The 21188-nt window shown below is 38.0% G+C and carries 17 protein-coding genes; 14 read left to right on the forward strand and 3 right to left on the reverse strand.

Translation table 11 applies throughout. The annotated features are described in order from the left end of the window. The first annotated feature begins 9 nt into the window (after positions 1–9). The 5 genes from QA584_RS08520 (at position 10) to QA584_RS08540 (ending at position 5042) form a co-directional block, all read left to right on the forward strand. Complete coding sequence (locus tag QA584_RS08520) at positions 10–870, forward strand: AraC family transcriptional regulator (protein ID WP_278274093.1); 861 nt, start codon at positions 10–12, stop codon at positions 868–870. A gap of 280 nt (positions 871–1150) precedes the next feature. Beyond that, the gene (locus tag QA584_RS08525) at positions 1151–2095 is read left to right on the forward strand and encodes a tRNA dihydrouridine synthase (protein WP_278274094.1); all 945 of its coding nucleotides are present in this window, start codon (positions 1151–1153) and stop codon (positions 2093–2095) included. Between the two features lie 155 nt (positions 2096–2250). Then, positions 2251–3243, forward strand: coding sequence for a Gfo/Idh/MocA family protein (locus QA584_RS08530; protein ID WP_278274095.1), 993 nt, complete (start codon positions 2251–2253; stop codon positions 3241–3243). 40 nt (positions 3244–3283) lie between these two features. Continuing rightward, a complete protein-coding gene (locus QA584_RS08535; protein WP_278274096.1) occupies positions 3284–4204 on the forward strand; it encodes an ABC transporter ATP-binding protein in 921 nt (306 codons plus the stop codon). A 1-nt stretch (position 4205) separates the two neighbouring features. Then, the gene (locus QA584_RS08540) at positions 4206–5042 is read left to right on the forward strand and encodes an ABC transporter permease (RefSeq protein ID WP_278274097.1); all 837 of its coding nucleotides are present in this window, start codon (positions 4206–4208) and stop codon (positions 5040–5042) included. A 446-nt stretch (positions 5043–5488) separates the two neighbouring features. On the opposite strand, the gene QA584_RS08545 is transcribed toward QA584_RS08540, so the two are convergent. Then, positions 5489–6217: a hypothetical protein gene (locus tag QA584_RS08545; RefSeq protein ID WP_278274098.1), complete on the reverse strand. Its 729-nt coding sequence runs from the start codon at positions 6215–6217 to the stop codon at positions 5489–5491. A gap of 249 nt (positions 6218–6466) precedes the next feature. Here QA584_RS08545 and QA584_RS08550 point away from each other — a divergent pair, with 249 nt between their 5' ends. The 7 genes from QA584_RS08550 (at position 6467) to QA584_RS08580 (ending at position 16848) form a co-directional block, all read left to right on the forward strand. Then, on the forward strand, positions 6467–8071 hold the full coding sequence (locus QA584_RS08550) for a response regulator transcription factor (protein WP_278274099.1): 1605 nt from the start codon (positions 6467–6469) through the stop codon (positions 8069–8071). Further along, on the forward strand, positions 8065–9885 hold the full coding sequence (locus QA584_RS08555) for a sensor histidine kinase (RefSeq protein ID WP_278274100.1): 1821 nt from the start codon (positions 8065–8067) through the stop codon (positions 9883–9885). The genes QA584_RS08550 and QA584_RS08555 overlap by 7 nt, the downstream gene beginning before the upstream one ends. A gap of 137 nt (positions 9886–10022) precedes the next feature. After that, positions 10023–11423, forward strand: coding sequence for an ABC transporter substrate-binding protein (locus QA584_RS08560; RefSeq protein WP_278274101.1), 1401 nt, complete (start codon positions 10023–10025; stop codon positions 11421–11423). Positions 11424–11515: 92 nt separating this feature from the next. Beyond that, on the forward strand, positions 11516–12427 hold the full coding sequence (locus tag QA584_RS08565; RefSeq protein ID WP_278274102.1) for a carbohydrate ABC transporter permease: 912 nt from the start codon (positions 11516–11518) through the stop codon (positions 12425–12427). Further along, on the forward strand, positions 12427–13275 hold the full coding sequence (locus QA584_RS08570; RefSeq protein WP_278274103.1) for a carbohydrate ABC transporter permease: 849 nt from the start codon (positions 12427–12429) through the stop codon (positions 13273–13275). The genes QA584_RS08565 and QA584_RS08570 overlap by 1 nt, the downstream gene beginning before the upstream one ends. Before the next feature lie 67 nt (positions 13276–13342). After that, positions 13343–15226, forward strand: a complete 1884-nt coding sequence (locus QA584_RS08575) for a glycoside hydrolase family 127 protein (protein ID WP_278274104.1) — start codon at positions 13343–13345, stop codon at positions 15224–15226. Positions 15227–15507: 281 nt separating this feature from the next. Beyond that, positions 15508–16848, forward strand: coding sequence for a discoidin domain-containing protein (locus tag QA584_RS08580; RefSeq protein WP_278274105.1), 1341 nt, complete (start codon positions 15508–15510; stop codon positions 16846–16848). A gap of 94 nt (positions 16849–16942) precedes the next feature. Here QA584_RS08580 and hisC read toward each other — a convergent pair whose 3' ends face one another. Beyond that, positions 16943–18055: a histidinol-phosphate transaminase gene (hisC, locus tag QA584_RS08585; protein WP_278274106.1), complete on the reverse strand. Its 1113-nt coding sequence runs from the start codon at positions 18053–18055 to the stop codon at positions 16943–16945. A gap of 305 nt (positions 18056–18360) precedes the next feature. On the opposite strand from hisC, the gene QA584_RS08590 reads away from it, so the two are divergent. Together QA584_RS08590 and udk are read left to right on the forward strand one after the other, a co-directional pair. Continuing rightward, positions 18361–18813 carry a hypothetical protein gene (locus tag QA584_RS08590; RefSeq protein ID WP_278274107.1) on the forward strand — a complete coding sequence of 151 codons (453 nt, stop codon included), beginning with the start codon at positions 18361–18363 and terminating at the stop codon, positions 18811–18813. A gap of 147 nt (positions 18814–18960) precedes the next feature. Continuing rightward, a complete protein-coding gene (udk, locus tag QA584_RS08595; RefSeq protein ID WP_278274108.1) occupies positions 18961–19581 on the forward strand; it encodes a uridine kinase in 621 nt (206 codons plus the stop codon). A 106-nt stretch (positions 19582–19687) separates the two neighbouring features. On the opposite strand, the gene QA584_RS08600 is transcribed toward udk, so the two are convergent. Then, positions 19688–21073, reverse strand: a complete 1386-nt coding sequence (locus QA584_RS08600) for an MATE family efflux transporter (RefSeq protein WP_278274109.1) — start codon at positions 21071–21073, stop codon at positions 19688–19690. Between the last annotated feature and the right edge of the window lie 115 nt (positions 21074–21188).

Consider the following 21188-nt stretch of genomic DNA (forward strand, 5'->3'; position numbering starts at 1 on the left):
GGAGGCTCTATGAATTACTATTACGATGCAGTGTTAAAAGCAGCAAAACTCATTGAAGATAACCTGACTGCAGATTTAAGAATCCAGGACATAGTTGAAAAGATTGGGTTTTCACAATATCATTTTATGAGAGTGTTCAAGGCTTTATCGGGGCATACAATTCATAACTATATAAAGCGGAGAAAAATAACGGAAGCGGCGGGATTACTATTAGAAACGGATATGAGGATTATTGAGATCGCTTTACTTTACGGCTGGAATTCTCAGGAAGCATTTTCAAGAGCTTTTAAAGAAACCTATAATGTGCCTCCTAACGTATACCGCTCCAAAGGAATTAACTACCGGAATGTAGAACAGGTTATTTTAAGTGAATCAGTCCTGAACCAAAAAACAGCTTCCATCACAAGAATTGAGCCCCAGATTGTGTATAAGGAGGAGTTCTTAATAGCAGGGCTTAAGTATACCGGGAAAAATAAAAATTATGAAATACCTAAATTGTGGAATGAATTAGATGGTATAGTTAATGAAATTAGCAGCTGGATCAACAGAGATATCTGCTATGGTCTGGAACATTATGATGAGGAGTTTGATAATAACGGAACCTTTGGTTATTTAGCAGGGATTGAAGTAAGTAATACGGATAATCTTCCCGCGGGTATCGATTATATGAAAATCAAAGGCTGTAAATACGCCGTATTTACAATACCTGCGCTGGTAGAAACCATTCCCAAAAGTATCGGCGAAATATATTCCTGCCATCTTCCAGACTCCGGCTTAAAAGCGGCGGGAAATTATGATTTTGAATATTATGATAATTTTGAAGCCAATAAGGAGGGAACTTATCTCTCTTTTTATATCCCAATTGAATAACAGACAAGTAATTATGAATTATACGAGAATGTGTAGGAAAACAGACAGGAAATGACCTAAGAGAATATTATGGGATGAACATGAGACTAAGTAAAGAAATACAAAGAAATAGACAGAGAGAAATAAACACGTAATAACAATAGAATAATAACAGAATAAACAGACAAGTTTAGATACTGGTCAAGAATCAATTCTTCGTATATAATAAAAAGGATTAACGAATTATAAAACAGTGTGTAAACATCACATTGACTGCTAATGACAAAGGAGTTACTTATTTATGAAGTTTTATTTTGCGCCGATGGAGGGAATGACTGGTTACATCTATCGTAATGCCCACAATCGCTTTTTCGGTAATATAGACAAATACTATTCCCCTTTTATATCGGCAAATCAAAAGGGGAGTTTTAAAACCAGAGAAATTAATGATATTCTGCCGGAAAATAATTCTGGACTGGTACTTATACCACAGCTTTTAACCAACAACGCCCAGGATTTTATCAATTCTGCCGCAAAGATTAAGGAACTGGGTTATGAGGAAATCAATCTGAATTTGGGCTGTCCCTCCGGAACTGTAGTTGCAAAACACAAGGGCTCCGGTTTTCTTGCCAAAAGAGAAGAACTGGATGCCTTTTTAGAAGAGATTTTTACCCATTCCGTAATGGAGATTTCTGTTAAAACCAGAATTGGAAAAGATCAGCCCGAAGAATTTTATGAATTAATTGAAATATTTAATAAATATTCAATCAAAGAGCTGACGATCCATCCCCGGATTCAAAAAGATATCTATAAAAATAAACCCAATTTACCTGTTTTTAAAGATGCCTTAAAATTAAGTAAAAATCCGGTCTGCTATAATGGCGATATTACCAGTGTTAAGGACTATAAGGACTTTACTGCACAGTTTCCGGAAGTAGACGCCATAATGATTGGTAGAGGTCTACTTAACAATCCCGGGCTAACCAGTATGATTTTGGGGAATAAAACCCCAGATAAACTCAAACTCAGGGAGTTTCACGACCAGGTATATGAGGACTACAAAAAAATTATGTCAGGAGAGCGAAATGTTCTGTTTAAAATGAAGGAATTCTGGTTTTACTTAATTTCAATATTTGAAGATAATGGAAAATATGCCAAGAGGATAAAGAAATCAGAACGGTTACGGGATTATGAAGAAGCTGTAGCAAGTATTTTTATAGATTTGAATATCGCTATAAATGAATGACCGGCAGAGTAGCAATGAACTTTATAGACAAGTATAATAAAATATAGAATCAGGTTGGCAATTAAAAATCGAAGAAAGGAAGAACCACATAAAAGTTGCATCTATCTTTTACTGTGGAAATGAGGCTGATCAGGTTTCATGAGATGGTGATGATTATGAAATACGGTACAATAGGGACAAGTTTTATAACAAATGAATTTATTGAGAGTGCCAAACTAGTAGAAGGAATGGAATTTACTGCGGTTTATTCCAGGAATCTGGAAAAGGGTCTTGCCTTTTCAGGAAAATATGGAGTAGAGAAAGTATTTACTGATTTAGAAGAGATGGCACTCAGTGATTTAATTGATGCAGTATATATTGCAAGTCCTAATTCTCTGCATTATGAACAAAGCAAATTATTTTTAAACCATGGCAAACATGTTATTTGTGAAAAGCCAATTACAGTAACCCCAGCTCAATTAAAAGAACTGATTCATCTGGCCAAAGAGAAAAATGTGATTTATATGGAAGCCATTAAGATGTTACATGTACCTGCCCGTCCTCTTTTACAAGAGGCCCTTAAGAAAATTAGCAAGGTAACTACCGCAAGAATTGATTATTCCCAGTTATCCTCAAAATACCCGGCTTATCTTGCGGGGGATGTACCTAATATTTTTAATCCCAGGTTTTCAACCGGCTGTCTGATGGATTTAGGAATCTATTGTGTGTATCCGGTACTTGACTTATTCGGAAGGCCTGATAAAATTATTGCAACCGCTGGTTTTCTGACTACTGGAGCCGACGGTTATGGCAACAGTATCTTTCTATATCCGGATAAGCAGATTAATTTGAGTTACTCCAAAATCGGACAAAGCAGTTTGGGCTCAGAAATCATTGGTGATAAGGGAACCATTGTAATCCATTCCATATCCACTTTTACTAATATAAAGATTTATTATAAAGACGGTACAGAAGAGGAATTAACCGGAGAGATACCAAGACATGTGGTTATGAGCGGAGAAGTACAAAGCTTTTATAATTATGTAACCAATTCTGCTGAATATAGGGAAGACTATCAGTATGCAGGTGAACTTGCCATAAGTGTAAGTGAAGTTATGGAGCAAATAAGAGAGCAGGCGGGTATACAGTTCAATCAGAAAACGCTGTGACAGAAATAAAAGTGTATAGAATACGCAGATTGGAGGCTATGTGAACTCAATCATAGAAGTAAAAAATTTCAGTAAAAAATACGGTGACTTTACTGCCGTAAATGACATCTCCTTTGAAGTGGAGGAAGGTTCTATTTTTGCATTTTTAGGACCTAACGGAGCAGGGAAAAGTACTACAATAAATACCTTATGCACCATATTTGAAAAGACCTCCGGTACCTTGTTAATTGACGGAAAGGATGTTACAAGCCAGAAAAGCGAAGTCCGGTCGGCAATCGGAGTTGTATTTCAGGATTCGACTCTGGATGGTAAAATGACCATTGAAGAAAATCTTAAAATGCATTGTATTTTTTATAATGTACCAAAAAAAGAAGTGGAGGAGCGTATCCGGTTCGTATTAAACCTGGTGGATTTACTAGGGGAAAGAAAAAAACTGGTCAGTGCGTTATCCGGCGGAATGAAACGGCGTGTTGAGATTGCCAGAGGTTTAATCCATTATCCCAAAGTCTTATTTCTGGATGAACCTACCACAGGACTAGATCCCCAGACCCGTGCCCATATATGGGAATACATTCTGAAATTGCAGAAAGAACGTAATATCACGATATTCCTTACCACACATTACATGGAAGAAGCAGAAATCTGCAATAAAATCGCCATAATAGACGGCGGTGTTATTGTTGCCCATGATACACCATATGCGTTAAAAAAAGAATATACAAAAGACAAAGCTTATATTACCACCAAAAAAGCAGCAGCGTTGGAACAGCTTCTTACGGAATATGATGTAAGCTATGAGAAACGGGAGGACTATTATAAGGTAGAAGCTGAGAATACAGATAAACTGCTTCAGATCTTAAGTCTTCATAAAGAGGAAATTACAGATATTGAAATTAAAAAAGGTACTTTTAATGACGTATTCCTAGAGATTACCGGCAGAAAGATCAGAGAGGAGGCATAGGATGAAAACAGTATTTGCATTATGGAAAAGAGGTTTGAAAGCATTTGTAAGAAACCGGACAGGTCTGATATTTTCCCTTATATTTCCGTTTTTCTTTGTATATGTGTTCGGTGCAATATTCAAAAATGAATTTATAGAAAATCCAATCGCTTACATGCTTTCCGGTGTAATTATCTCCACCGTATTTGAAAGCTCCCTTAATTTAGCCTCCACAACGGTGGATGATATGGTAAGTGGTTTTATGAAAGAGGTCTTAGTTTCTCCTGCCAGAAGGATATCTGTTGCATTGGGACAGTTATTATCAGCAGCCACCGTAGCCACTGTTGAAGGGGTTATGATACTTTTTATCGGACTATTCATCGGCATAAAATTTACCAGCCTGGCAACACCTATCTTCATTCTCATTGCTATGATCTGCGTAGGTCTCGTCTTTTCCGGAGTAGGTCTTTTTATGGCAACCATGGTCAGAAGCGGTCAGACGTTTCAGATCATTAAAACAGCGGTCACCATGCCGTTAACGTTTCTTTCCGGTGCTTACCTGCCAATCGATTTACTCCCCGGATCCCTTAAAGTGGTAGCTTATATTAACCCCATGACCTATGCTACAGCCTTCTTCCGTATGATTGTTCTGGAGAAAACCGGACTTTCTTCCGCTGAACTGGTTAAAGAGGGTCTTGCCGTCAATATTAACGGTTTTATTGTTACTCCGTTTATGTCCTTTCTTATTATAGCCGTTATTGGTGTCATATTTTTAACCCTATCCACCAATGCGTTTATTAAAACCGATTTTTCCAGAATCAACCGAAGCTCTAATGATGCCAGTGCTTTATGGGGGTAATGGAGTTTATTGGATACTTGATACTTGATACTTGATACTTGATATTTGATACTTGATAAAATCAGCCTTGTATGCTGTGAAGAAAGCATTGATTATGATATCGTTTCTAAGCTTAGTATTCTGAGTCTGAATTCACTAATGATTTTTTCATGGGGTAAAGCAAGAGCAAAAAGTCACAAACTCCTCGTTTCACTCGTCAGACAGTGTGCCTTTTTACTCTGAACCCCATGAAAAAGTCATAAGTGAATTGGCAGACTCAGTATGAAGCGCTTAGAAACGATATCATAATCATGCTTTCTAAGCCAGGTTTTTGTGCTGATTTTATCAAGTTTTTTTTAGTTTTAAATTGAGAAGGTATAGAAGCTTAGATTGTAATTAATTTCTAAATGTATATCGGTAAGGCTGAATTCTCACAGCCTAAAGTATTTATCAAACATAGAAATTTATTAACTATGGAGATACCTGACCGCTTTTTGTAGTTCCTCCAGCAGCTCTAAAATATGTTTACCTAATCCCGGGTAAAATTCCAGGTTATTTATGTATAAAATTCCCCGAGTTATTACTACATTAGACTGGGCAAAATCTTTCCAGGGTAAAAAACCCTTTATTTTCTGATTGGAACAATAGTAAATCCCCTTTGAACCGATGGCAAAACCTCTTTTAAAGGAATCTAAAACAGTGGAATCTTTTATAAAATAGATATGTTCCGAAGCAGGAATATCATAATAACTTGCTGCTTTCGGATAGTTTTTGGTGTCATATTTTTCCAAGTAAACACCACTAATTTCTGCGGTGCCAGGTGTTGTCTTATAATTGGTGCAGATATTCTTTATAATGGTGTCTATTGCAAGGTCATGAGTTTCACTTGATAAAGTTAAGTCCTTTAATTGGGCACTCCATTCATCTATGTTACCTGAATCAACCAGATCAAGAACCCGGTTATAATATTCATTGATTTTCTCAGGCTCGTTTCCTTCAATAATCTGTTCCATACAATCGATAAAGTCATCCATGATTTCATCATCTGCGTTTTTAACGGTGTTCTTTTTGTGATGAACCAACACAGTTTCTGTATGAAAGGTAGAGTCACAAAAGTCACATTTGCTGATGGGTTTTGTGTCATCAACGGTTATAACTCCACCGCAATGGATACATTTTGCTGTAACAAAAGACATGTTTATTCTCCTTTTCATCTTTCGTATTTTTGGTAGTTCTTGTGATTTCTATTATTATATCATTTTTATGTGGCATACACAATTACGAATAAGGACATGTTTTTATTATAATTACTTGCTAATTACTTGTTCAATATTTATAATGTTAATGAAAAATGACCGGTGTTCCATGTGAAATATAGATAAGGGGAAGAAAAGTAAGGGACTATAATTTATACGAGTATGGAATTTTTGGAGGAGACTTATTTTATGATGAATGAAGTACAATTAAGGGTCGTAGTAGCAGATGATGAGACAATGCAGCGTAATGTACTAACCGAGATTATCCACAAATTATATCCAGCTTTTGAGGTTATTGCCTGCAGTAACGGGAAAGAGGTTTATGATGTTATGATGGAAAAACCGGTGGATATTGTTTTAACCGATATCCGTATGCCGGTCATGGATGGCATGGAACTGATTGAAAAGATATATCATGAATATCCGAAAACTAAAATGATATTAATCAGTGCTTATCAGGAATTTGAGTATGCCAAGAATGCTATAAAGTATAAGGTTATTGAATATCTTATAAAGCCTTTTCGGGTATCAGAGGTCCAAAAAGTTTTAAAAAGAGTTCAAGCAGAAATACAAAAGGAATCCGAAAATGAAAAGAGTCTAAATAAATACCAGCTTTTAGCAGATGAAGCCCAAAAAGAGGAAGAGCGTAGATTTTTGCAGAATATGATTGAGGGAAATATAGAGGCAGACAAATTAAAAGAAGAAAAATACAGTTTACTGCAGGAATTTGGTACGGCTGCAATAATCAGATGGAGGGCGGGAGAAACGAAGGCTGTTAAAATACCCAAAGGTTTAACAAAAGAGCAGCAAGCTAAATTAATGGAGCATATCTCCTTTTTGTTCCCCAATATGTTTTTGATCCCCCAGCAGAATGATTTTGATAAATCCGTACATAAGGCAGTTTTATTACTGCCCAGGGAAACCGCTATGGAGGTAGCGCAAAAACTGGAATACTGCTTAAAACAATTGCAGCAGGACAATATTGTTTTCTGGGCAGGCTTATCTAATACAAAATTGAGTCTGGGCGTGTTAGCAGCGGAAGCCTTGACTCAGGCAGAGGAGATGCTGGCGTTTTATTTTTATGAAACCGGGGGAGGCATATTTTCCTTTGACAAGATGCATACCATTATGGATATTCCTACAAAATCCACAGCCTTCTTTGAAAATCAGCTCCACCGTGCTATACGCAGTTCTGACAGAAAGCAGATGGAAACAGTAATAGACGATATGAAAGCAGCTTTATTGAAGGAAGTCAGATGTTATCCAAATAAAATGAAGCACCGGATTTCCTCCATGATTGTATTGCTCTTAAAAGAAATGGAGAATACCATTTTGCAGGAACAGTATGACCAGCTGCTAAACCGGTCTTATCAGATGTATGCGGAATGTGATTCCTTTGACCAGTTGTTTGAGATTTCAAAACAGTTATTAGGACAGGCAATGGAGGCTACGTTTATAAAATCAAATCAAAACAATGCCATAGATGACTGCATTACATATATTAAAACACATCTAGACAGTGATTTATCACTGCAGAAAGTGGCGGATTATGTACATTTCCATCCGAACTATCTTTCGGGTAAGTTAAAAGAAAAGATTGGTCTGCCCTACAGTGTTTTTGTTTTGCAATTAAGGATGGAGTTAGCCACCAGATTATTAATGGATACCAATGATAAGATTCAGGATATTGCTGTCCGCTGCGGTTTTCATGACAGCAATTATTTTAACCGGATGTTTCGAAGAGAATATAATATATCCCCGGAACAATACAGAAAGGCTAATAAAAAATGGTAAAAAAGCTTATAGAGCGGATACTGTATATGAGCCTGCGGACGAAACTGGGCTTTATTTTGATGTTATTTGCGATGATACCTTCTTATGTCATATACAGGCAGGTAATGAAAACCTATGAGGAGGATATGGTAAAAGTGGCCTCCCAGAATGTACAGTCTATTGTAAAGACCAATAATAATCTGATTGATACAACCTTAAACCGTATTGAGGAAGTTTCATATCTGCTTTTGAATAATGAAGACTGTTATGACTGCTTTTCTAATATGGACAAGTTTTCCGTCAGTGATTTCTTAAAAGAAGAACGGGTTATTTCAGATGTGCTGGGAAAGCAGTTCGCAGCAAACAATAAGATATATGCCAAATACTTATACACTTCAAAATGGATTTTTGAAGCGAACAAAACCTCCATGAAAGCAACCATCAACGAAGTTAAAAACTTTAAGCTGGATGTAAAAGCTGCAAAAGCCGGAGGACAGGCTTACTGGATAACCGGCTATGATTATGGTAAGTGGTTTCAGAAGGAATACTTAGGAAAAAAAGAGAATTATGAATACCGGTATCCCATAACGATGGTCAGACAGATGAATTTTCAGTACTTGCAAAATGGTAAACTGTATGCAATGAAAAGCAATCAGGAAAAGCCTATTCTGGTTGTACATGTACTGGAAAGCACTCTGGCCTCCCTCTATGAATCCAGTGTAAATTATAAAGGGAGTATTTATGGGGTGGTCAATGAAGAAGGTAAAATTATCTCTTCGGATAATACGATATTTCCCATCAGCGAACCTGCTCCTTCGGAGATTATCAAATTAAAACCGGATTCCGGATATACCTCCTATTACATCAATAATATTAAATATTTATTGTGTTATGATACCATGAAGGAACGAAATTGGTTTTCTTTTTGTCTAATCCCAATGTCGGAAGTGATTCAGACTACAAAAGCACAGATGAAGAGTTCCCAGATGTGGCTGACTATAATTTTGCTGGTTTTTGCAGTTATTATCGCAGCGCTTTTGTCTTTAACCATCAGTAAGCCGATTGAGATACTTACTAAGGCTGCGAAGCGGGTTGCAACCGGGGACTTTAGCGCAGATACCCCCGTTCCCAGGGGAAAAGATTTTAAGATTCTTACACAGAGCTTTAATCATATGGAAACGGAAATTACCAGGCTAATTGATGAAAACTATAAAATCTCTATAAGGGAGAAAGATACCCAGATCATGGCTTTGACTATGCAGATCAACCCCCATTTTTTATACAACACCTTAAATACCATCAATATGATGGCCATAATGAATGAGGATTATGAAACTTCAGATATCATTGTCAGCTTATCGGAAATGCTTCACTATTCCTTTAAAAATACCTATGATAAAATACCTCTTTCCGATGAAATCCAATGGACAATCAACTATGTTAATATCATGTCAAGACGTTTCTTAGGAGTATTTGAAACAAAATTAGAAATTCCAGAGGAATTAATGCTTTACAAAGTTCCTAAGTTCTTCCTCCAGCCTATTGTTGAAAATGCCATACTCCATGGCTTTGAAGGTATGACAGGCGGAGGAATCCTCTGCCTTCGGGCTGAAAAACAAGATGCCACAATTATTTTTACAGTTTCTGATAACGGGAAAGGAATGACCGGTGCAGACTTTGAAGCAACAGCAGTAAAAGGTCAGGAGAGCGGAATCGGTTTAACGAATGTGAAACGCCGGTTATCTCTTATTTATGGAGAAAATTATTCCGTTGATATAAAGTCAGAACCCGGAAGAGGTACGGTTTTTAGAGTGATAATACCCTGCCAGGTCTGATGGAACGAAAACAACTTTGATTTGTACTATTATATGAGAATCCTCATATAGAAGACAAAAAGACCTTATGCTAAACTTTGATTGTTAGGTTAATAAGACGTCTGTTAGCTTGATATGAATACTGAAAGGAGTAATTTATGAAATTAAAACGACTTGTAAGTGTAGTATTGGTATTAATTATGGTTCTTAGTGTTACAGCCTGCCAAGGAAAAACGGAGGATACAGGCAGCAAGAATAACAGCGCTTCTAAGACAGGCAGTGAAGCTGGGGGAGAAAAAGATGAGGTTATTGAAATACGCTTTACCGAATGGGATGGCGGAGATACATTGGCAGTTTATGAACAAATTGCGGATGAATTCAATAAATCACAGTCAAAAATCCATGTAACCGTTATGAACATCCCGGATGAATATGATACCAAAATAACAACGATGGTTGCCGGAAATGATGCACCGGAAATCTGTGAAATGGAAGCCGGAACCTTGATGTTTCCCTATGCAGAAGATGGTATTATACGAAATATGCAGGATTTTATAGATAAAGATCCGAATTTTGATAAGAACTGTATGCTGGACCAGTTTAAATATATGCTAAACAGTGATTATATGGCGGGATATGCCTCTGGTTCGGAAAATATAACAATGTTTTATAACCCGGCTTTATTTAAGCAGTATGGAGTAGAAGAGCCGCCAGCCAGCTATAAAGATGCGTGGGATTGGGATACCTTTGTAAATGTCGCACAAAGGTTAACAATTGATAAGAATGGGAAAAATGCCCTTGACCCGAATTTTGACCCGGAAAACATTAAAACTTACGGTGTAACAATCAGTAAGTGGTGGGCTGGCTATATGCCGTTCCTATATTCAGAAGGCGGAGATTATCTGAATGCAGAGGGTACCGAAATCGGATATGCCTCTGAACAAGGAATTGATGTCCTGCAGAAATTAGCAGACTTGACCTACGTGTATCATGTTGCACCAACACCAACCGCCAGTGAAACTATGCCGGGACTTTCCGAAGCACTTTCTACCAATAAAGTAGCGATGACTTTTGACGGTCAATGGACAAATGCAACGCTGATGGCAGACGGGGTAGCCTACAATGTAGCCGCACTTCCAAAGATGGGTGATCAGGCTAAAACTACGATGACTTATAGCGGTATCAGTATTTTGAATACGGATAAAGCAGATGCAGCCTGGGAATTTGAAAAATTCTTACTTTCTAAGGGCTCATGCGATCCATTATATAAATCAGGTTTATGGCTGCCAACTACTGCGGATGAATATACCGATGAATACATAAAATCTTTTATAACAGATAAGCATCCAAAAAACTATTACGAATCAATTGTTGTTCCTATGATGGATGGTACCGCACAAAGACCGGTTGTAGCGACCGTGAAGAATTTTAACAAAATAAACGATATTATAAGTCCTGCCCTTGATGAATTATGGGCCGGAGAAATGAATGCCAGAGATGCAATTGCCGCTGTGAAAGACCAGGCAAATGCGGAAGTTAAGGGTTATCTGGGAAAATAATTGCTTCATTCCGGATAAAGAATAATCTAATATTGGGGAGGCTGCCGCCGCGGCAGCCTTTTCCATAAAGCAAGAAGGAGGATATTGGTAAATTGGACAAAGAAAAAAGACTCATAAATGCAAAAACGAAATCCAATATCATAGGCTGGGCTTTTGCATTTCCGGCAATTTTAGGATTTTTATTATTGAATCTGGTACCAATGCTGCTCAGTGGTTATTATAGCTTTTGTGACTATAATATAATCAGTAAACCGGTTTGGTCAGGTTTCAATAACTATATATCGCTTTTTGACGGCAAAGACGCTACTTTTTGGCTGTCGGTGAAAGCAACCTTATTATATGCTATTATGGCTGTTCCAGCTAATTTAATTTTTGCTCTTGCGATAGCATTATTACTCAATCGTGACATGGTGGGAAGGGCTTTCTTCCGTTCCTTGTTTTACCTGCCCTGTATATTACCTGCTGTGGCATCAAGTTTTGTATGGATTTTACTGATGAATCCGGATTTTGGATTTTTTAATATAGTACTGAATTTTCTGCATTTACCGGAGAGCAAATTTTTCTGGGATAAGGGGAGTGTTCTTCCCTCCATCGTTTTTATGGGGATATGGGGAACCGGTTCTACTCAGGTTATATTTTTAGCAGGTCTTCAGAATATTCCAAGGGTATATTATGAAGCGCTGGAAATTGACGGTGGTAATGCATGGCATAAGTTCTTTCGGGTAACGCTTCCTATGTTATCTTCTACTTTGTTTTTTAACCTGGTAATGGGTATCATCGGGGCTTTACAGGTATTTGGAGCAGCTTATATCATTACGGAAGGAGGTCCTAATAATTCCTCCCTCTTTTATGTCTTTAATTTATGGCGCCAGGCTTTTAAATATATGGATATGGGAAAGGCCTCCGCAATGGCATGGATCTTGTTTGTGGTGGTATTATTGGCGACCATGGTTATCTTTAAGACCTCAAATAAATGGGTATATAACGAAGGAGGAGTTGAATAATGGTTATAAAGAAATCTGCTCCTTATTACATTAAGAGAATCTTTTTTTATCTGCTGATTGGTATACTGGCATTTGTCTGTGTCATTCCGCTTTATTGGATGGTAAGGTCTTCCTTTATGAAGAATACGGATATTTATGTTATGGATCCCTTTGTGTTCTGGCCAAAGAAAATGCTTTGGAGTAATTATGTTGATGCCTGGAAATCCGCACTTTTTACCCGATATGCTATAAATACTATCGTAATAGCAGTTTTAAATATTTTTGGTACCCTGTTGACTGCGTCTATGGCCGCTTACGCATTTTCAAGAATAAAGTGGAAGGGCAGAGGGTTCTGCTTTGCAATGATTTTAACCACTATGATGTTGCCAGGTGCCGTAACGATTGTACCCCAGTTTTTAATCTGGAGAAATATACATATGGTGGATACCTATGTGCCGTTGATAGTACCAGCCTTTTTAGGCGGCGGTGCTTTTAATATATTCTTGTTAAGACAATTCTTTTTAGCGATTCCCAATGATTTGGATGAAGCGGCTGAGATCGATGGAGCAGGAAAACTCCGTATTTTTCTTCAGGTTATTCTTCCTTTGTCAAAGTCAGCGATGATTGTAGTGGCTTTATTTACGTTCCTTGGAAACTGGAATGATTTCTTTGGACCGATTATCTATCTTAATACCAAGGAAAAGTTTACTCTGGCCGTAGGACTTTTGCAATTCCACGGAGATTATGCAACAAAATGGAATCTGTTAATGGCAGCCTCCACCATAGTAGTAACACCTTGTATCCTGATCTATCTCATTGGACAAAGATATTTAATTGAAGGAATCTCATTGACAGGAATGAAAGCTTAAGCTTAATATAAATTAGACAAGGATTTTGACAACAGTAATTCATTTAATTGGCAGCAGGAGGTTAATAATGGAAAAATTTATCGGTAAACCGGCGGCGTTTGATCACCTTGAGATAACGGAAGGGTTTTGGAAAGAAAAACAGGAGCTATTCAAACGGGTAACAATCAATGCGGTATACGACCGCTTTGAAGAAACCGGTCGGTTTGAAGCCTTGAAATTTAACTGGAAAGAAGGTATGCCTGGCAAACCACATATTTTTTGGGAGTCGGATGTTACCAAATGGATTGAGGGTGCTGCTTATTTTCTGCAGAAAGAAAGGAATCCCGATTTAGAAGCCAGGGTGGATGAACTGGTGGAACGAATGGTAAATACCCAGGAGGAAAACGGATACTTAAATGCTTACTTTACAGTAGTAGAACCGGAGGCTCGTTTTACAAGAAGGACCGATCATGAACTCTATTGTGCGGGTCATCTGGTTGAAGGAGCAATTGCATATGCGAAAGCAACCGGAAAGACCGAACTGCTGGGTGTGGCCATGAAATACATTGACCTGATAGATAACGTGTTCCGTATTGACCATTCAGCAAAATTTGATACACCGGGCCATGAAGAAATTGAGCTTGCCTTAATGAAACTATATGATTATACCAAAGAAGAACGATATAAACTGCTGGCAGAGTATTTTATCAATACCAGAGGGACCAGCGACAGGGACGAAACGTATAGTTTTACCGACCAGGCACATATGCAGTCCCACCTTCCGGTAAGAAAACAAGTTACCGCGGAGGGTCATTCGGTACGCGCCTTATATCTTTACAGTGGTATGGCTGATTTAGCCCTAATCAATAAAGATACAGAACTCTATAAGGTTTGCAGGGAACTCTTTTTTAACATTGTAAATAAGCGAATGTATATTACCGGAGGAATCGGTTCAACAAACCGAGGGGAATCCTTTACCTTTGATTATGATTTACCGGATTATACTGCTTATAATGAGACCTGTGCCTCTATTGCACTTGCCATGTTCTGCAGACGTATGTGGTTAATTGAGCCAAACAATATGTATGCGGATTGTGCGGAAAGAGCCTTATATAATACCGTACTGAGCGGAGTTTCCCTCTCCGGGGACAGTTTCTTTTATGAGAATCCCCTGGCAATCGACCCTGAGCGCAATAAATTTAACGATTCAAGACCCCAGGGACTAATGGAACACCTGCCGATTATGGAGCGCGTTAAAGTATTTGAATGTTCCTGCTGCCCGCCAAACCTCCTTCGGGTGGTAGGCTCCATTGCAGATTATATGTATTCTACGGCAGAGGATGTAATCTATGCCCATTGCTTTATGGATGCCGCCGGTACGGTAGAACTTCAGGATAAACAACTCATTCGTCTTGTTCAGAAAACAAAATATCCCTATGAGGGGCAAATCGAAATTACAACACTGACAGGTGGAAATTATACCCTGGCATTAAGAATTCCTGCCTGGGCTCAGAAAGCAGACATAACCGTTAATGGCGAAGAAGCATCTGCTCCGGTGAAAGACGGTTATGCATATTGTAATCGTACCTGGAAATCAGGAGATACGTTAAGTCTTAACTTAGAAATGGAGATTAAGATTCTGGAAGCGAGTCCAAAAGTAATACATCTGTGCGGCCGTGCCGCTGTAACCAGAGGTCCTTTGGTTTATTGCGCCGAAGGTGTGGATAATAAGTTTGAACTCAGGGATGCCCGTATATCCAGGAACGCAGAATATGCGGTCCTAAAGGATACAATCTGTAATACAGAGATTCCGATGATTACTACCTCTGCGACTGTTCGGGAGGTATCAGATCAGCTTTATACAGATAAAAAAGCAGTAAAACAGAGTATTCCTTTCAAATTAATTCCCTATTTTGCAAGGGCAAACCGTGGAAAAACCGAGCTGAATACCTGGTTTTTATTAGAGGATTAATATTAGGGAGATGAAAATGGAAGGTTTTGTAATTGTCATAAAAAACTGACAGGAATCTGCTGATTAACGAAAGGATAGAAGACGGATTAAGTAATCCGAAGCAATTATATAATTAAATTATATTACTAATAACGGAACCTGATTTACTTTATAGTTTATCAGGTTTTGTTGTCATTAAACTTCTACTTATAACATAAAATCAAATGGACAACTTTAACCGAATCTGTCTGGTATAAAATTATTTCCATTTACGAATTAAATAATATAAGGGGGTAAACGTCATGAAAAAATTATTACTCATGTTTTTAACAGCAATTTTTGTAATCTTTACAATCAATGCAGCAAACTCCGCAAGTGCAGCAGATATACCGGTATCTGCAATCTACAGCGGAGGTCCGTCCTACTTAGTCAGCAGTACGCAAAATGATTTGAAAGCATCTGGGTTTAACACTCTGATTCAGTGGTCACTTCACATTGATACCAATGGTAATCTCAAAATGAATGACGAAACGGTTTGTACCGGCGGAGCATATACAGGGCAGTCTGCCTGGTCGAATCAATGGTTATCATATAAGAGTGGCACTACATCCATAAACCGTCTGGAAATCAGCGTGGGAGCAGGTGGGACAACGGATTTTGCTAGTATAAAAGCGCTATGTTCAAAGGGTATTCCGGGATCGGATACCAATCTATATAAAAATATGCTGGCACTTAAGAGTGCTACGGGTGCCGATGCCATAAATCTGGATACAGAAGACACATATGACAGTGTCTCCACCATAAATTTCTGCAAAATGTGTCTTAATATGGGCTACTCCTATATTACCTTATGCCCGTATACCAATACGACATATTGGAAAGCAGTTAAGTCGGGACTGGATTCCTTTAAACCCGGTGCCGTTGACCGGATCTATCTACAGTGTTATGACGGAGGTGCAGGAAATAATCCGGGAACCTGGGCAACTAATTTAGGAATGTCTGTGATACCGGGCTTATGGTGTACCAATACAGGAAAACCATCCTACGGTAAAACTCCGGCACAAGTACAGTCCCAGTTAGCTAGCTGGAATAATTCTTATGGTATTGCAGGCGGGTTTATCTGGCTTTATGATGATATCCGGAATAATGGCTTAAGTACGGCAAGTTATGCGTCAGCCATTCAGAATGCCTTTGGACCGGCAACACCTACACCTACTCCGATTCCTGGTAATTATGCTTTGAATAAAACCGCAACGGCAAATCAATATGTAACCGGAGAGACACCACAAAAAGCAGTGGATGGAACCGTTACTGGCAATTCCAAATGGTGTTCCACGTCTAACATTGGGACACAGTGGCTTATAGTCGACTTAGGTTCAGCCTGTACAATCAAACGATGGATTGTAAAACATGCAGGAGAAGGGGGAGAAACCACTGGTTTTAATACGAGGGATTTTAAACTGCAAAAGAGTACGGATGGAAACAGCTGGACAGATGTGGATGCGGTTACCGGTAATACAGCTAACATAACGGATCGTACTGTTACGGCTTTTACAGCGAGATATGTAAGACTTTACATTACAAATCCCCAAACTTCCACCAGTAACATAGCGGCAAGGATTTACGAGTTTGAGTTATACTAAATTTGAGTAATTTATTTATTTATATATAAAATTCCTCCTATGCTTTTTGAGTGGTTGACGAAGCTGCAAACAGAAACATAGGAGGATATTTATTTTAAAGCAACTCTGCCAAAAAATCCAAAACGGATCTCAATTCGGTTAAGAAAATCTTATTCTGTTCTGTCGTCCCGACAGTGACCCGAAGGTGATAATTGTATCCCCATCCATTGCAGGGCCTGACAAGGATACCACGATATAATAGCTGCTCGCTGACCTTTGCCGCAGGATATGGTGTGCCAAAGAAAATAAAATTTCCGCTGGATCTGATAGGGCTAAGGTCCATAGCTTGCAGTTCAGTATATAACAGATCCCGGTCATGAATCAAAATATCTCCATACTTTTTGCAGGTCTTAGCTTCGTGTTCAATTAGTGCCACGGCACCGGCAAGTGCAATGCGGTTGGCATTGAAGGGTTCACTTACGGTATCATACATGGCTATCACTTCCGGATCAGCAATTATATAACCGATTCTTGCACCGGCAAGTCCATAATACTTTGAAAAGGTTCTTACAATAATTACATTCTTCTTATTCTTAATATATTCTATAAAATCTGGTCGTTCTTCTGCTGCCATAAACTCTGCATATGCTTCATCAACTACCATCCAGGTATGTTCTGATAAAGCGTCAACTAAATTCTTAAAGTCTTCTTTGGGTATACACGTACCGGTGGGATTATTAGGATTACAGATCCATATCAATTTGGTCTTTGGAGTAATGGCGGCGCTATAATCATCTAGGTTAATGGAATAAGCTTCATCTAAGGATAATTCCACAACCCTTGCTCCCATTATTTTTGAAATCTCCCGGTATAACCGGTATGATTGCTTTGGTACAATCACTTCATCCCCTTCCTCCAGAAAAGTCTTAGCGATTTCCTCCAATACATTTCCCGCTCCATGACCAAGACTGATGTAATCCGTACCGATACCGAATTTCTCACCCAGAAGTTTTTTCAGTCGTCTATAATTTTTTTCCGGATATATATTTATTCTGGAAATTTCGGAATGCATGGCATCCCTGGAAATTTCATAAGGGGCATATGGATTCTCATTCGAACTTAATTTAATTACCCGGGTCAACCCATAGTCCTCCATAACCTCCTCCATACTTCTGCCTGCTGCGTAAGCTTCGCAGGCGTATGCTTCTTTTCTGATTCCTTTAATCATCCTGTTACTCCTTCCTCAAAAATACTTTGCAGGCCTGTTTTACTATTTTAATCAAGCAGGATTAAAAATAGTTAATGACGGCTTGATACTGCTTTAAAGGGTGTTTTATTATTATATTAACAGTCAGGTAAAAAGTTGTAAGCTCAGGGCTGTGAGGCAAAAGAGATCCCAAAGAGGTTAATAATTTTAGTAAGAGTTGGTAGATTTAAAAGGTAGCTATTCATGAGATTTATGATATAATAAAATATATATTTTTTATTATACTTTGTACAATCTGCTGACTAGATATATAAGGGATGAATGATATGACATATAGAAAAAGAGTATTATTAATTCTTGTTGCTGTAATTATGATTATCATAGTTACAGTTTATTACAAGCCTGTTAAAATAAGCAGTCTTGTGGACAATAAAGGAGAAACATCTTTACAAATTGTCTATTTGAAAGGATCAGAAACTCCTGTTAATATGGAGATGAAATTCAAAAATTATAATATCAGCAGCAGTTCAGAAGATTATAAATCCATTTACAACCTGCTTGAAAACTATTATTGTCATTTGACTATTGATACTTTTACGAAAGATACCTTTGTTGGCAGTTTTGACGATACGATTGTTATAAAAGGTCACAAACATGAAATCCAGTTAACCGATACCCCAAAAATAATAATAGACGGGACACCTTATAGAGTAGGGTATATAGGAAAAGGAAAAAGTGAGTCCCTTATCCGGGAAATGTTATCAATTTTAATTGACTAAAACCAAACTGATGCAATCTCAGATGATCCAGCTTTTATACCGTCTGTATTTGACAGTGTGGGGAGGTAATCGGAGTATAGTTTTTTAATGGTATAAAGTAATAAGAATATGTAACTGCACAAGATTACAAATATTTTGGAGGAATACATGAAGAACATAGTGGTTATTGGGGTCGCAGGTGGGTCAGCTTCAGGAAAGACAACCGTTGTCAATCGATTAAAGGAAATTTGTGAGGATAGGGTTGAATTAATCAGCCACGATTACTATTATAAACCCTTTACAGAACTGTCCCCCTTAGAGAGAACAAAAATAAATTATGACCATCCTGATGCTTTTGATACTGAGCTATTGATTGAGGATATTAAAAAATTGAAAAAAGCAATCCCCATTGACAGACCGGTATATTCCTATATTGAAAATACACGTTTAGCGGAGACCGTAAGGGTAAATCCGGCGAAAGTAATAATTATCGATGGCTTTATGATATTTGAAAATAAAGAACTCAGAGACCTTATGGATATAAAAGTATTCGTTGATACCGATGCGGATGAGAGACTGATCAGACGAATCATCCGGGATGTTAATGAACGGGGAAGAAGTTTGGAGTCTGTTATAGCGCAATATACCAATACAGTAAAACCTATGCACGAACTGTATGTGGAACCATATAAGAATTATGCTGATATCATTATACCTCGGGGCGGTCTAAATGACATTGCAGTTGATATGTTAGCCCATCGCATTGAAGCTATATCAAAGGAAGGATAAATTTGCGGAAAACTGTTAGGTGGCAATCCCTCTCATAACAGATTCCATCCATGTTTGTACACCAGTACCCCTCATTAAACATGGGGGATACTGGTACAGGAACTATTTACATATCGGCTGGATCAAATGCCATACGTTCTTTCGGGTTAACCTCCATAATTCCTTTTTTAGAGCCAAACCACAGGAGCAGACCCATCAAACAGGCACACAGTTCAGAAGCAGTCATTGACCAGATCACACCGTTTAACTGAAACAAACTGTTTCCAATAATGATGATAGGAATAAGTGCAATTCCTCTGGATACTGACATTACCGTAGATTGAAGACCTTTCCCGAACGCTTGAAACATACTGGTTAAAAGCCCCGATATACCTGCAAATAAGGTGGAAAGCAATAAAGCTGAAAGGATGGTAACACCGACTTTTATCACGGATTCGTCTGAGCTAAACAGTTCAAGGACTTGTGTACGGAACACAAACAAAACAGCAGCAATCACAGATATAATAGTAACCAGATAAAATACAGTTGTTTTCAACACTTTATTGAGACGTTCAGTATTGTTGGAGGCATAGGAAAATGCAATCAGCGGAACCACACCCATGTATAACCCCATGCCGATAAAATCTGATATTTGACACACACGATTTGCTACACCAAATGCAGCAACAACATTGTCACCATATATGACCGCATAATTGTTAAACATCAGACTTGAAACAATCAAAAAGCCAGACAATAAAAGCGCAGATATACCGATCTTAAAGATATTAATAAGAATTTCTCGATTTGGCTTAAAATGTTTTATACGAACGCTTTGAGCTGCACTTTTTTTCTCCAGATAGTAAATATAGTAAGCAACGGCACAGACATTACCTATTACAGTGGCAACCGAAGCACCCATAACATTCATGTGAAAGAGAAAAATAAATACTGGGTCAAGAACGATATTCACAAGAACGCTGATAATCATTCCAATCATAGATTCGGTGGATGCACCTTCGCTCCTAACCATTTGGGCGAGCGTAAAATTGGCCACTACAAACGGACTTCCGATTGTATAGGCAATAATATAAGAACGAGTATGAAATAGCGTTTCTCCCGTAGCCCCCAACAGTTTTAAGATAGGGGATAAGAAGGGAAGACAAAGCAGCATAAACAAAAAACCGGAAATCAATGATAGATACAAGGTTACAGACGAAGCTTTTTTCACATAATCTAATTTTTTTTCTCCTAATAATCTTGAAATATATGTGCTGCCGCCGGTACCAAATAATTCTCCAAGTGCCATGAGAATAGTTGTAAACGGCAAAGCAAGGGTGATTGATGCTAACATGGGTGTGCTGTTCAGCCTCCCAATAAAATATGCATCCGTAATATTGTAAATCATATTGACAACCATACCTAAAATCATAGGAATAGCCATATGTGCGATAGCTTTTGGCACAGGTGCTTTTTCAAGATAGTACATTGCGTCTTTTTTTTCGTTTTCCATGTGGAACACCTCCATAAAATATAAGTTGATTTCTACCTATTTTCCTTCTGTTATTTTATTTTATAGAATTAGGTCAGAACAATTAAGTATAATTCTACCTATTTCTATAAAATAA

It is taken from the genome of Anaerocolumna sp. AGMB13025, assembly GCF_029689925.1.
Classification (GTDB): domain Bacteria; phylum Bacillota; class Clostridia; order Lachnospirales; family Lachnospiraceae; genus Anaerocolumna.